We start from the raw sequence: 14789 nt of genomic DNA, 5'->3' as shown, positions 1-14789 counted from the left end.
TCAAAGACTTTAAGATGCTTTAGCCTAGAATCTGAAACTTAAAAATGGCTTAAAATGACTGGATCATTTTATAATATATGCAAACCAGCTCCCTTTTATTTCAAACTCAGAAGAATAAAGATAAGTCCTAACATATGTAGAATTTGGCTAGGCGCAAAATACAGAAAAAACTTCCATCCCCCAGTCACAAAAGAATTGATACTTTTAGACACCGCATGTGCCGCAAGTCCAATCATGACAGCATAAATTAAAGTCAGGTTATGAGGATTTCCCTGTATCACTACACCTGCTACAGCAGCATGCACTTCAAATAAAGAGGCTAAAAAAGTACCTAAGATTAAGCCGCTATCTCCCAGTAAAAGATTCGCGCCGTAAATCCCAGCCTGGATTAAGGTCAAACTGACCGCAATAATCACCGCTTCTTTGATACTGAACATTCGGCTATCAATTTCTTGTATTTCATTGATGGTCGTACTGTTGTCCGCTTGGGGAGTTCGATAAATCAAGAATCCGGCTGCAATACATAAAATTCCGATCCCCCACCAAACTCGGAATCAGCAGGAACTTGAACCACTCTACGCTCACTCCCAGAACAATCAGCAAGAGCTGTAATAAGGTGGCAATACAGGAGATCAATCCGGCGCCTGCATTTAATTTTGCACTGGCCCGCCCGGATCGGACTTGCATGCCCAAACTGGCAATCGTGGCCGTACTGGAGACAAATCCCGAGGCTAAGGCAGATAAAATGAGAGCCTTATCATTGGATAGGATTCGTTTTGCCACATGTGCCATGGACTGCACAATCAAGATTAAAATGAGTAGTTTAAGGATGATATAGGGATTCAGTACGGCGCCCCACAAGGGCTTATTGGGCATGACCGGCAACGCAATCAATATCAAAGCCAATAAAAGTAAGCCATCTCTTAACTCATAGCTTTGGATCGTTTTTCCGGCAAATTGATGCAATGTCTGTTTGCCCATCAGGATAATCGTGAGTAGAACCGCCATCCCTGCAGCCAGTGGGATATTCCACACACAAATAGCGCCAATGATATAAGTCATCAAAAAAGCCAGTTCAGTGGTAGATCCAATATCTTGTTTTTGTTGAAACAGGCTATACACACAGAACAGGCTGACCGCTACAGCTCCTATCACCCCAATATAGAGATGCAAAGGGGTAAATTCAAAGAATGGTTTTATAGCTTATTAGATGCAATTTAGAAGTGAATGAAACTCATCTAAAGATTAGAAAATATCAGTCTATTCACTCTGTTTAATTTCATTTAAATCATTCGTTAGAAAGGCGTCTGAGGTCACCCCACTATCAATGAATAACCTCAACCCCCACGTAAATCTTAAAATTCTTCCCGCTGTAATTCATTCACCGTTTGCCCCTGCTTTGCAAACCACTGATCACGACGTTCAAACAAGCGTGGCGCCGCCTGATTCACTTGATCAATTAGAGCGTGTAAATCGGCATTGATCAAACGGCCATTTTTAACCACAGTCTGTCCCGCCACCATCGTCATCACGACATCTTGGCCTTGAACTGCATGGACTAAATTGGTATGCAAATTAAATAATTTTCTATGATCAATCAACGGCATCATCCGCGGTGTATCCAGTTTCACCGCAATCAGGTCGGCCTGTTTGCCGACTTCCAATGAACCAATTTCATCTTGCATACCCAAGGCTTTAGCTCCTGTAATCGTAGCCATTTGACAGACTGACCAGGCATCCAGGGCGGCCGCATCCAGCGAAGAAAATTTGGCCAGCAATGATGCCGTTTTCATTTCTTCAAATAGATCCAGGTTATTGTTTTCTTTTTCTCCGTCAGTACCCAAACCCACCGCAACGCCTTGACGTAGCATTTCAACGACAGGCGCTGCACCGGAAGCCAACTTCATGTTGGAAATAGGATTGTGCGCAACCCCTACCGCATGTCGCCTTAAAATCTGAATTTCATTTGCATCTGTCCAGACGCAATGTGCCAACAAAGTTTTAGGCAGATCTAGCAAGCCCAGTTTTTGCAGACTCTCAATTGGGCGAATACCTGAACGGCGCAGGTTTTCCTGTACATCAAATTGGCTTTCATTGCTATGAGTATGAAAACCGGTTTGATAATCCTGACAAAGTTTCTCAATACGGCTTAATGCTGAAGCTTCAGCATAAAACAGGTGCTCTAAACCTACCCAAACCTGAATACGTCCATTCGCCTGCTGATGCCAACGGTTGATTAAAGCCTCATTACTTTTTAAGGTTTCAAAATAATTGTGATCCGGATGCTCTGCGACATAGGGTACGAGAACGGCACGAATTCCCAATGCTTGCGCAGCTTCAGCACTTCCGTCCATATAACGCCACATATCAACGATGGTGGTCGTTCCCGACAATAGTGCCTCGGCATAACATAAATAGGAGGCGATTTTCGCATCCTCTGGTGTCAACACCCGGTGCATCGGGTCAATATACTGCTGTAACCAATCCCAAACCGGTAATCCTTCAGCCGTACCATGCAATAAACCGGAATGACAATGGGTATTGATCAAGCCCGGCATCAGGATCTTTTGTGGGTAATCTTCAATGAGCACCTCTGGATAGCATTGAGTTAACTGTGCCAATGTACCCACTGCTTTTATTTGGTCGCCCTCAATCAGTATCGCGCCATTTTTAATACATTCATTCTGCGCATTCATGGTAAGGACATAGGAAGCTGTTAAAATTTTCATGATTTATACTCAAATCTATTCTATTTATGATGAATGGCTGCGGTTATGGCACGAAGGTTTTGCCTAAAGAAGATGGCAAATTCATTTTGAGTACTTTTTTATTCCGTGAAATCATGACCAGTACCACAATGGTGGCTATATAGGGCAATGCGGCAAGCAGCTCGTTCGGAACCTTGATTCCAAGCGCCTGGGCGTGAAATTGCAAAATGGTTACGCCCCCAAACAGGTAAGCGCCGAGCATTAAACGTGTTGGTTTCCACACCGCAAATACTACCAGTGCAATGGCAATCCAGCCGCGGCCTGCGACCATATTTTCAATCCACATCGGGGTATAGACGGTTGATAGAAATGCTCCGCCAACTCCTGCCATCAAACCGCCAAATAGTACTGCGCCATAACGAATCGCCAACACGTGATAACCCATGGCGTGCGCACTTTCCGGTGATTCTCCAACTGCTTTAAGCAATAAGCCCAAACGGGTTTTGGCCAGCACCAGCCAAACGGCAAAAAATGCCAAAATCGACAAATACACCACATAGTTTTGCTGGAACAAAATCGGACCCAATACTGGAATATCCGCTAATAGTGGAATATTAAAATTAGCCAGACCCGGTAAAGCCATACTGACGTAGTTCTGTCCCAAAAATGCAGAGATACCGAGTCCAAAAATGGTTAAAGCCAAACCGCACGCGGATTGATTGGTACTTAAAGACAAGGTAAAAAAGGCAAAAATCAGGGCCATCAGCATGCCTGCCAGACCACCCATCAATAAGGCACTTAATACACTGGCATCATATTGCGCAGCAAAAGCAAAACCTGCAATTGCACCGACCAGCATCATCCCTTCTACTCCAAGATTAATCACACCTGTCCGCTGTGTGACCAATTCCCCCAGACCTGCGAAAATCAGTGGTGTTGCTGCTGCAACAGTACCTGCAAGAATTGCAGTTATTTCTAAAGCCATATCATGCTTCCTTTTGCTGTAGACAACATTGGGTTAAAGGGTAGTTGCTGTGGGCTGAGGGACCGGTGACGCCATTTTTTTGCTAAACCGGTAACGGTTTTCAATTAATGCATCGGAAGCCAGCAGGAAAAACAACAGCAGCCCCTGGAAAATACCGGTAATCGCGACCGGAAGCTGTAGCTGCATTTGTGCCATTTCACCGCCCAGATAAATCAGCGCCATAAAACAGCCTGACAGCACAATACCGATTGGGTTTAAACGCCCTAGATAGGCCACGATAATCGCTGCATAGCCATAACCTGGGGACAGGTTCGGATTCAGCTGACCAATAGGTCCAGCCACTTCACAGATTCCGGCAATACCTGCCATCATTCCGGAAATCACCAGACTCATCCAGATAGCTTTGGAGGAAGAAAAACCTGCGTATTTGGCAGCTAAAGGTGCCTGACCGCTGACTTCCAGTTTATAGGCCGTCAGACTTTTACGCATAAAAACCCAGAACAGAAGGACTGCAAAAAAAGTGACAAAAATAGAGGTATTAATGCGTGTGCCTTCTACAATAAATGGCAGCGTCGCACTCTCACTAAAAACCACCGATTGAGGGAAGTTCATCCCTTCCGGATCACGCCAGGGACCATTGACCAGGTATAGCAACACACATACTGCGACATAATTCATCATCAGGGTGGTCAGGGTTTCTTCAGCATTAAAATGGGTTTTCAGTAAGGCAGGAATTGCACCCCAGAGTGCCCCACCAAGTGCGCCCATAACGATCATTAACGGGAGAATCCACCAGCCGATGTGATCATGAAATAAAATCGCAATACCACCGCCAAAAATCGCGCCCATGGTGAGCTGACCTTCAGCACCGATATTGAATAATTTGGCTCGAAATCCGACCGTCAGCCCCAAGGCAATCAGAATCAGAGGTCCGGCTTTGACTGCCAGTTCACTCCAACCATAAGACGATGTCAGCGGTTCAATAAAGAAGATGTACATGGCTTGCGCGGGATTAATCCCCAACATTAAAAACAGAATACTACCGACAATCAGCATGGCTAGCAGCGCAATGAGCGGTGAAAGCCACTTCATGATTTGAGAGGGATGTTCACGCGGTTCCAGTAAATGCATGTCGCTCTCCTCTCAACCTGTATATTTGTTTTTTTGTTATATTAAGCATGAGCTTGCTGCTCCTCTACTATGATGGCAGTGTCATGGCCTGGAATGCCTGACATCAAGATTCCAACATTTTCAGTATTGGTTTCATGAGTAGGTATCGCTGGAGATAGTTCACCATTGGCCAAGACACAGAGACGATCACTGATTTCAAACAGCTCTTCTAATTCTTCTGAAATCACCAAAATGGCAACACCTTGTCGAGAGAGATCGATCAGGGTTTGCCGGATAAACATGGACGCGCCCACATCAACGCCCCAGGTCGGTTGAGCCACAATCAGGAATTTCGGGTTTTGCAAAATTTCCCGGCCGACAATAAATTTTTGTAGATTTCCACCGGACAAGGAACGTGCTTCTGCCTCTGGGCCACTGGCTTTCACCCCGAATTTTTCAATACAGTGCTCGGCAAAAAGCTTACATTGTGCAAACTTGATTAATCCCCATTGCGTCAGGTTCTGCCGAAATGCGGTCAGCAAGGCATTCTGGGACAGTGTCATGTTCGGGACTGCTCCTCGGCCCAGACGTTCTTCAGGGACAAAGCCCAGGCCCAAATCACGCCGTTGTCCAGAACTGAATCGGGAAATATCGATTTGATCCAGAACCATCCGGCCATGTTTCAGGCTATTTTCACCCGACAATAAAGACAGTAATTCTGCTTGCCCATTGCCAGAAATCCCGGCAATTCCTACAATTTCACCGGCAAAAATATTTAAATTGATATTTTTCAGCGACACACCAAATGGGTCGTCGGACTGGTAATTGAGATTCTCAACCTGGAATAATATCTGTTTTTCACCTGTATATTCAGGGCGTACATAGGTCGGTAAATCACGGCCAATCATTAAGCGTGCTAAATCACTGGTACTGTTGTCTTTGGGATTAACATTTCCGGTGACACGGCCATTGCGTAAGATGGTCGCTTCATCACAGAGTTCTTTGATCTCGTGTAATTTATGACTGATATATAAAATTGAAACGCCTTGGGAGGCCAATAACCGTAAAGTTTTAAACAGTTGCCGTACCGCTTGTGGTGTCAATACTGAAGTCGGTTCATCTAAAATGATTAAAGCGGGATTTTGCAAAAGGCAGCGAATAATTTCGACACGTTGCCGCTCACCTACCGATAAAGAATGTACTTCGCGGCGTGGATCAATGGGTAAACCATATTGTTCTGAAACTTCAATAATTTTTTGGCTCAGGACTTTTAAATGAATCTTTTCATCCAGTCCCAGCAAAATATTTTCCACCACGGTCAAGGTTTCAAATAAAGAGAAATGCTGATAGACCATGCCAATACCCAGTTTTCTCGCCATCGACGGATTGTCAATTTTGACTTCTTTACCGTTCCAGAGCATTTGTCCCTGATTGGCCTGGGTTGCCCCATAAATGATTTTCATCAGGGTACTTTTTCCGGCGCCATTTTCACCCAAGATGGCGTGAATCTGTCCGGGTTGAACGGTTAAATGTATCTGGTCATTCGCTTTCAATGAATTGTAACTTTTACAGATATTGATGAGCTGTAAACGCGGTACACCTGAAGAAGAACGTGCATTCAACTCTTGCGCATGAGCAGATCTATCGTGTTGAGAGGTCATCATCAGTGCCCTATTCCATGCCGTAGCAATTCAGCATCCATCGATGGTTGTCAGGCATGCAAATGGATGCAGAAAAGTACATCAAAGTGTTTAAAGATTTTTAATTGCAAAATGGCAAAGCTTTATTTCGGTAATGAACCCTCTACGCCCTTCACGTAGTAATTCATTTTACTTAGTGCCGCATCATCTAGGCGCTTGCCTTTTGCCAAGACCAATGTACCATCCTGTTTATGAATCGGGCCGGTAAATGGATGCAGTGTGCCTTTTAAAATGCCATCACGTACGCTGAGCGCTTTTGCTTTAGAGGCTGCCGACACGGAAGGACCAAAGCTTTCAATATCGACTGCTTTTTGTTTCACGCCATACCACATTGCACTGGGTTTCCAGGTTTTATTGCTGACTTGCGTCATTACTGGAGTGTAGATTTTTTCCCAATGTAAAACCGATGCGGCAAGATGCGCTTTAGGGCCAAATTTGCTCATGTCAGAGTCCCAGCCAAAAGCAAAGACACCTTTTTGTTCAGCCGCCTGTACCACTGCCGGAGAATCGGTATTTTGCATCAGCACATCTGCACCTTGAGCAATCAATGCCAAGGCTGCATCACGTTCTTTGCCCGGGTTAAACCATGAATTCACCCAAATGACTTTGGTTTTAATTTTTGGATTTACACTTTGTGCACCGAGGGTATAGGCATTGATATTACGGATGACTTCAGGAATCGGAAAAGACGCAACTACACCCAAAACATTATTTTTGGTTTTTTGCCCTGCGACCACACCCAGCATATAAGCGCCTTCATAGGTACGGACATCATACACTCCTAAATTTTTCCCCTGCTTATAACCGGTTGCATGCATAAATACTGTATTTGGAAATTGCTTGGATACTTTTTCCATCGCATTCATATAACCGAACGAGGTTGCAAAAATGACTTTATTGCCTTGTTGTGCCAGGTTACGGATCACACGTTCGGCATCTGCTGTTTCAGGGACATTTTCGATATAAGAGGTTTTATATTTTCCTGCGAGGGTTTTTTCAGCCTTAATCCGGCCCTGATCGTGAGAATAGGTCCAGCCATGGTCGCTGGTTGGGCCAATATAAACAAATGCGGCTTTATCTTGGGCCTGAACATTGGCGACAGCGGCCATGCCCATTACACCACTTGCCATTAATACCCCTACCAATTTTTTCAATCCGGTTTTCAAGCTATTTTTTTCTTTCATTCTATTCTGCTCTTGGTTGTTCTGTGTCATGCAACACATGCTTTAAAATGACTTCACGCAAATGTGCTCAGTCTGTTCAAGATATAATTAGCAATAAGCATTCCAGTTTTTATAAAAATAATAGAAATAGGGTTTTAAAATAAGATATTTTTGTTTTTATGATTTAATTAAAAAGTAATGGTATTAAAGCAATAAATACTAAGCTTGTAGTTGATATAAAATTTAATTTAATAAAATGATTTATTTTTATTATTGCTTATTAGTAGTGCAATAAAATAAAACGCTTTAAATTTGTGCATTCCTTTTTTAATTGGAGCTTCATATTTTTCATGAGCAAAGATAAATGTAGATGATAGAACCATGTATTAAGGTTTATTGAGGGAATAGAATTTTTTAATATAAGTTATTAATATTAAAAAATTAATTTTTTTTGATAATTCGATTTAGCTTGTAATATACCAAAAGGGTGATGTTCTACAGATCTTATTCTTTTCTCTCCTCATTGAACGAAGTTGTAACTCGCTAATCGCAGCTTGCCTAGATTGATTTATTTTAATTTCTAAATTTTAACAATATTAATCAGTTTTAATCAAAGAATAAGGGAGTATAAATAATATTTTAATTATTTAAAAATAATATAAATAAAAACTACTATAAGTTGTCATTAAAAAGTAAACATGTATTCTTTTCCGAATTGGTTTGATACTTTCTCCACCCATTGCTCTATTTTGTCAGCTGTCATGACTTGAAAATCTCGCCAATAATATTTCATCTGCTTCCATACCATCTCGATTCGATTTAACTCAGGGCTATAAGCTGGAATAAAATACAGATTCGTCGAAAAGTTAGTTTTAAGTAGCTCTCTGTAATCAGCCATCTTTTTACTTCTATGAATCGAGGCATTATCAACAATAAGAACCAATGGAAGGTTATACGTCTGTTTTACTTGTTGAGCTATTCCAGTTAAATAGGCATAAAACCAAGTGCTTGTCACTGACTCTTGTAAACAACTAGTCACCAGTTTCCCCGTTGAAAGCAAACACCCCATGACATTAACTCGTTTTAATCTTATTGCATCAACCGCATGAACATCACCTATCTTTGTCCACGCATAGCGGTTATCAGGTGTAGATGAAAATCCTGTTTCATCAACATAACCTAATATAATTTCACCACGTGCCGCTTGCTCTCGTAATTCTTCAATCTGCTGTGTTGCTTGTTCAAATGCAATCGGATCTCTTTTTTTTCAAGCTATGACGGGTACGCTTGAAGACCATACCTGAATCCCGTAAAAACTTACGAATGGTTTCAACAGACACGGACACTTCGTATTCTTCATGTAGTTTGACTCGGATTTGTTCTGCATTGAGTGGACTTGTATTGACCCAATCTAGGATTTTCGCCTGATAGTCTGAGATCAATGTATTGGGTCGACCTGAGCGATGACCTTCTTTAATCGATTCAAACTCATACAATTCCCAACGTCGGCGTTGTAGCCTTATGGTTTCTGGGATACGTTCTTGTAGAGTGGCAACTTCCGCAACACTTTTACCTTCGGAAAGCCAGAGAATAGTTTGGGCACGTTGCCTTTCACGCCAATGTTTTGCATGCTTGACCAGAAAAATGAGTCGTTCTCGCTGTTCTAAACTAAGTGGTACAGAAACAATTCTAGGCATGTGTGAACATCTGTTAACTAAAAAAACCTTTTCGCATCATTAGTTATTTTTGTCAACTTATTAAAATATAGGGTTTTTATTTAAAATTTAATCTATATTTTTTAATTTTAAAATATATTAGACCACATAACGTTTACTTAATCCCCACTCGGCTAAGATTCGACGATAGGTCGTTGAAGAGCGATCTGCTTCAAAATGCGCTTCCATAGAAATATCGAGCGGTAATTCTTCAGGTTTTTGGCTTTCTACCATGTCCTGATCTTCGGCAAAAATTTGTGCATTGAAGTCATATACCGCCTGTAAATCTCCTGTGGTATCGAAGTTGCGTGTCAGTGGTACAAATAAACGGGTTTTATTGTGCGAGACCGGACAACAGGCATTGAGAATTTTTAATTGTCCCTGTTCTGGGAAATGTACGGTTAGCACCGCAGAAAACGGTGGATAGACATCAAATACACGTTTCCACAAAAAGCCTTCCGGTGCCAGATCTTGCATACCATGTGGATAGTTGCTGACACTGCTAACATATTCGGTATGCAGGCCGTAATCTGTACGTGCTGTCGTGTATTTGGGTACAACCTGATTTTCAGGATCTGCGAAAGAACCCTGATGAACCCAGGCAAAATGTGCAACATCAATAAAGCCTTCCAGTTGACGGCCACTTGAGCCGGCAATATCCACAAACGGCGGTAAAATTGCCTGATGATCTGGCATCTCCCAGGTATCTAAAACAGGGAAATTGGCTTTTGCTTCGTCACGGCCAAAAATACTGGTCCAGATCAAGCCATATTTTTCCACCACTGGAAATTTAGTCAGAGAAAAACGCTCAGAAATGTTGGTCAGCTCGGGTTGTGCAGGAATTTTGATACATTTACCCTGGCCATTGTAGTGTAGACCATGATAAGGACAGACCAGGTTTTCACCCGAAACCCAGCCTTTGGTTAAGGGTACACCCCGGTGTGGACAAATATCACGGACCAGATGAATATCGCCACTTTCTGTTTTGTACAATGCCAGTTTGACATCAAGCAGGGTCACTTGTTGCGGTTGGGTAGAAACGTCCTGAATCCGTGCCACCGGATACCAGTGACGAGCCAGAATGTCCCAGTCCTGATCATCAAACTGGCTATAGCAGGGTTTGTTGAATAAATTGATGACTGGAATTGCGTTCATATCAAACCTATATTCTTACTATGGATGGTCTCTTTTTACAGGCCTTGAACAGTGCAGAACTGTGCAATTTTGGCTTCGCTTCTAATTGAAATTACTGAATTTATTGTTATTCTGTCTATTAGAATGATTCGTACTATTCATTCTTAAAATTAGAACACATCAACCATGTACAAATGTACTTGCCGATTAAAGCTACCTTCTTTGGCATAAAACTCGCATAAACACGTTTATCTCAAATATTGATATAAATAAACGGTGGTACTTGCTTGACTAAATTGATGAATACGCCTTTTTCCCGATTTTCAGAATATTTTATCGCGGTGGCGAAAACGGGAAGTTTACGCAAGGCCGCAGATCAATTATTCATTTCCGTGTCTGCAGTACATCGGCAAATTGCTCTGGCTGAAGAAGAACTGGGAATTATGTTATTTGAGCGCTTGCCCAATGGTTTAAAACTGACACTGGCGGGCGAATTACTCTATGCCGATGTTATAAAATGGCAAAAAGAATTCCAGCAAACCCGGATTCGCTTTGATGAAATTCAGGGGCTTACGCGTGGGACCATCGAATTTGGTTTAATTTCTGCCTTAAATGATGGTTTTGTCATGCAGTCCGTGCAATATATGTATGAAAATTATCCCTGGATTAATTTTAATATCCGGGTCGCAGACAGTGAAATCGTAGCCAAAAAAGTGATTGAGGCAGATCTGGATTTTGGCCTGATCCTGAATCCGAAATCCCATCAACATATTGAAGTCCTCCATTTTCTGGAACTACCTTTAGGTTTTGTGATGGGTAAATCACACCCTCTTGCTCAAGCAGAAAAGATTTATTTTTCAGATACCTTGAATGACAACCATTTTATTCCGGCCGAACCCCTGATTATTCATGATTATGTACAGGCATTGTATAAACATCATCAATTTATACCTGTACGTAAAACGGAATCGAATGATATCCGTCTGATGAATACTCTCATTAAGGCAAATACCGGGATTGGAATTTTTAGTTATCTCGATGTTTTACCGTATGTCGAGCGAGATGAAGTGGTCTTTAAACCTATCTCTGAAAAAGGGCTGCATCCGCTGACCATTGCCCTCTGTGTGGCGCCTAAACGCCAGATTTCACGCGTTTCCCAGTTGATGATTAAACATATGATTGAACAAATGGAAGCCTTAAAAAGCAAGGTGCAGCAACTGTAGTATTTTCATACCTAAATAACAAAAACCGCGATAACTAAAATCGCGGCTTTTATTTAATATTAATGATGAAATTAACTGTTTTTAATCCAATGGATTACCCACAATATTGCTAATAATGCCTTTCATAATATGTGGGCCTTGCTCTTTCCGTAGGTCTGCATACCAGTCTTTGGTAATTTGCTCATCTTTCATATGCGTGACATCACAACGCTTACGTGCACGTAGCAGCAATTCATTGGCGCGTTCATTGCGTTTATTCTGATAGCGTTTCAGGGCATCTTCCAGACCTAGCGTATTAATTTGTAAGGCACGTGCCAGATAGACCGCATCTTCCATTGCCTGGCAACCTCCCTGTCCGATATCGGGTGTAGTGCTATGTGCTGCATCCCCTAAAATTACCACACGGCCCTTATAAAACTGGGTAAAAGGCTCAATATCATGGATCTCGACACGATTGGTTTTCTGCTCATCAATACTGTCAATTAAGCGCTGAACCTGTGGGCACCAGCCAGAGAAATACTGTTTTAATAGGGGCTTATATTCCGAACGCTGATTTTCCAGACCTGCGGACAATGGCACATCAAAGAAGAAATAAAAGCGATGCTCTGCCACAGGCATCAGTGAAGCGCGTTTGCCTTCACCGACAAAAGTGGTCCACTGCTGTGCGGGCGCTAAATCTTCAGAGATCTCAACCAGTCCGTTCCAGTTCACATAGCCAGCATAACGGCGTTCAACCTGTTTGCCCAATACATACTGACGCGTCATGGAATGGGTACCATCTGCGCCAATCAATAATGCTGCAGAAACAGTGCTGCCATCCTGAAAACCGATTTCAACGTGTTGCCCCTTATCCTCAATAGACACCATTCTTTTACCGAGCTGAATATCCTGCCGGCCAAACGCATCCATTAACATATTTTGTAATTCAGCACGCGATACCGGATATGGACGTTGACCGACTTCTTCAATTAACGGCGCCAAACTAAACTGCGTCATGACCTCGCCATTCAAACCATCGATATAGGCTAAGTCATTCATCTGGCCACCTAACTTTGCTACCTGTTCAGTTAAGCCCAGATAGTTCAAACACTTCACCCCGTTTGACCACAAGGAAATTGCAGCACCGACAGGTAAAATCTGTTCTGCCTGCTCATAGATGGTGACCCGATGTCCGAACTTTTTTAGTGCAATTCCTGTGGTTAATCCGCCCATGCCTGCCCCAATAATTGCAATCTCCATCTATTCCTCCTGGCTATTTCATCTTCATTGCCAGCTAAAATGCTAAAAACGTGCCATCCTGAAAAAAATGCACTAAAAAAATAGCAAGAGTTGGCACACGCTGTGCTTTTAAATTCCTTCAATGTCCTGTTTTTATAAAGGCAGAAGACCTAAATTTGTATTTATAAAAGTGCATATTCATGTGACGTATACCAATGATGGAAATTTAAGATGGCGACCTTATTAGCTCCAATTTTTGATCTGCCTGCTCCAGTACAGCAGTTAACTAACCTTGCAGATGCCCGAATTGGCGCAGAAATTCTTGAATGTTCAGATGAGTTTTTTGCTGAAGCAAAACGCATGTTGCAATTTGAGGCACCGGTCTTTATCGAAGACAAGTTTGATGAGCATGGCAAATGGATGGATGGCTGGGAAACCCGTCGCAAGCGCCACACGGGCTATGATTGGGCCATCATTAAACTTGCTGTTGCAGGTCAAATACAGGCACTGGATATTGATACGACTTTTTTTAGCGGTAATTATCCGGCCTCTGCTGCTGTGCAAGCATGTTATGCGCCAGATGGAAATCTTGATCAGGCAGAATGGATCAGCATTATAGAAAATAATGTCTTGGGCCCCAGCCAGCATCATATTGTTCAGATTTCAGCAAAGCAGATATTTACCCATGTCCGTTTGAATATTTATCCTGACGGTGGGATTGCACGTTTTAAGGTCTATGGTCAGGTAAAAATCAATCTGCAAGATAGTGATCAAATGCTAGATGTTTTGGCACTAGAACATGGTGGCCGTGTCGTTGCCTATAGCGATGCGCATTTTGGACATCCACGCAATCTGATTAATCCGGGACGTGGCATTAACATGGGCGATGGCTGGGAAACCAAACGGCGTCGTGCTCCAGGATTTGACTGGTGCATTTTGGCTTTAGGCGCCAGTGCCCGAATCGAGAAAATTGAAATTGATACCGCCCATTTTAAGGGAAATTTCCCTGCAGAGGTTTCTATTCAAGCCATCTATGTTGAGGATGCAACCGATGAGCAACTCATTCCACAAAGCATGTTCTGGCCTTTTTTGTTAGCAGCCCAACCTATGCAAATGGATCATATTCATCATTACATCAATGAAATTTTACAACACGAAAAAATTTCCCATATTCGTGTCAACATGATTCCGGACGGTGGCATCAGCCGGATTCGTCTCTGGGGAAAATTGGCTTGAGTGATCAATGATATGTCTATGCAAAGTATAAAAATACAGCCTTTAAGCACTGAAAGTTTTCTGCCTTTTGGAGAAGTCATTGCCTGTCAGGGTAATCATTATTTTCATATCAATGAGCAGCAGACTGAGCGTTATCATGCCCTGGCTGAAGTAGAAAGTGACACCAAGGTCGGACTGAGTATTTTTAGAAATATGCAAGCTACGGCAATTCCTTTTCAAATCTCAATGCTGGAAAGGCATCCTCTAGGATCACAGGCTTTTATTCCGATGCACGGCCAGCAATTTTTAATCGTTGTAGCGCCTGAACTTGATTATACACAGCCCGATATTAGTCAGATTCAGGTATTTATCAGTGATGGTTCTCAAGGGATAAATTATCGTGCCGGAACCTGGCATCATCCATTATTGACCCTTGAAGCACCCAGCGAGTTTGTCGTAGTGGATCGTATAGGTAGCGGATCAAATTGTGATGTTCATCCTTTTCCTGAAAACATCCAGATCGTATTTGGTGGTGTTTCAAAAAGTATGCTGATTATATTTTAACCACAATTGAAATCTCATAAAGTATTAAAAATATAGTGAATTTAATTTACTTAT

12 protein-coding genes and 1 pseudogene are annotated in these 14789 nt (G+C 42.3%); 3 read left to right on the top strand and 10 right to left on the bottom strand.

Annotated features, from left to right (window positions below):
• Positions 1 to 95: 95 nt before the first annotated feature.
• From F891_RS07395 to F891_RS07355, 9 genes and pseudogenes are all read right to left on the bottom strand, one after another.
• Positions 96 to 1167, bottom strand: a pseudogene (locus F891_RS07395) (DUF4010 domain-containing protein); the annotation flags it as partial.
• 188 nt (positions 1168 to 1355) lie between these two features.
• Positions 1356 to 2729: an amidohydrolase family protein gene (locus F891_RS07390; protein ID WP_005262984.1), complete on the bottom strand. Its 1374-nt coding sequence runs from the start codon at positions 2727 to 2729 to the stop codon at positions 1356 to 1358.
• Between the two features lie 43 nt (positions 2730 to 2772).
• Positions 2773 to 3693, bottom strand: coding sequence for an ABC transporter permease (locus tag F891_RS07385; protein WP_004280246.1), 921 nt, complete (start codon positions 3691 to 3693; stop codon positions 2773 to 2775).
• Between the two features lie 33 nt (positions 3694 to 3726).
• Entirely contained in the window at positions 3727 to 4824 is a 1098-nt protein-coding gene (locus F891_RS07380) for an ABC transporter permease (protein ID WP_004280247.1), read from the bottom strand.
• Between the two features lie 41 nt (positions 4825 to 4865).
• Positions 4866 to 6467: an ABC transporter ATP-binding protein gene (locus F891_RS07375; RefSeq protein WP_004729773.1), complete on the bottom strand. Its 1602-nt coding sequence runs from the start codon at positions 6465 to 6467 to the stop codon at positions 4866 to 4868.
• Positions 6468 to 6586: 119 nt separating this feature from the next.
• Positions 6587 to 7687: a BMP family ABC transporter substrate-binding protein gene (locus tag F891_RS07370; protein ID WP_005100402.1), complete on the bottom strand. Its 1101-nt coding sequence runs from the start codon at positions 7685 to 7687 to the stop codon at positions 6587 to 6589.
• A 664-nt stretch (positions 7688 to 8351) separates the two neighbouring features.
• Positions 8352 to 8891, bottom strand: a complete 540-nt coding sequence (locus F891_RS07365; RefSeq protein WP_225554437.1) for an IS630 family transposase — start codon at positions 8889 to 8891, stop codon at positions 8352 to 8354.
• Positions 8892 to 8907: 16 nt separating this feature from the next.
• Positions 8908 to 9363, bottom strand: a complete 456-nt coding sequence (locus F891_RS07360; RefSeq protein ID WP_004647755.1) for a helix-turn-helix domain-containing protein — start codon at positions 9361 to 9363, stop codon at positions 8908 to 8910.
• A 117-nt stretch (positions 9364 to 9480) separates the two neighbouring features.
• Positions 9481 to 10536, bottom strand: coding sequence for an aromatic ring-hydroxylating oxygenase subunit alpha (locus F891_RS07355; protein ID WP_005262980.1), 1056 nt, complete (start codon positions 10534 to 10536; stop codon positions 9481 to 9483).
• 278 nt (positions 10537 to 10814) lie between these two features.
• Between F891_RS07355 and F891_RS07350 the strand changes: the two genes are divergently transcribed.
• A complete protein-coding gene (locus F891_RS07350; RefSeq protein ID WP_005262978.1) occupies positions 10815 to 11738 on the top strand; it encodes a LysR family transcriptional regulator in 924 nt (307 codons plus the stop codon).
• A gap of 81 nt (positions 11739 to 11819) precedes the next feature.
• Here F891_RS07350 and hpxO read toward each other — a convergent pair whose 3' ends face one another.
• Complete coding sequence (gene hpxO, locus F891_RS07345; protein ID WP_005262976.1) at positions 11820 to 12977, bottom strand: FAD-dependent urate hydroxylase HpxO; 1158 nt, start codon at positions 12975 to 12977, stop codon at positions 11820 to 11822.
• A gap of 210 nt (positions 12978 to 13187) precedes the next feature.
• Here hpxO and alc point away from each other — a divergent pair, with 210 nt between their 5' ends.
• Complete coding sequence (gene alc / locus F891_RS07340) at positions 13188 to 14192, top strand: allantoicase (protein ID WP_004280253.1); 1005 nt, start codon at positions 13188 to 13190, stop codon at positions 14190 to 14192.
• Positions 14193 to 14204: 12 nt separating this feature from the next.
• Positions 14205 to 14735, top strand: a complete 531-nt coding sequence (locus F891_RS07335) for an ureidoglycolate lyase (RefSeq protein ID WP_005262974.1) — start codon at positions 14205 to 14207, stop codon at positions 14733 to 14735.
• Positions 14736 to 14789 lie beyond the last annotated feature (54 nt).

Origin of the sequence: Acinetobacter sp. CIP 101966, assembly GCF_000369725.1 — a bacterium.
Taxonomy (GTDB): domain Bacteria; phylum Pseudomonadota; class Gammaproteobacteria; order Pseudomonadales; family Moraxellaceae; genus Acinetobacter; species Acinetobacter lwoffii_Q.
Note: the sequence above shows the minus strand (reverse complement) of the source record. Positions and strands in the feature narration are given on the sequence as shown.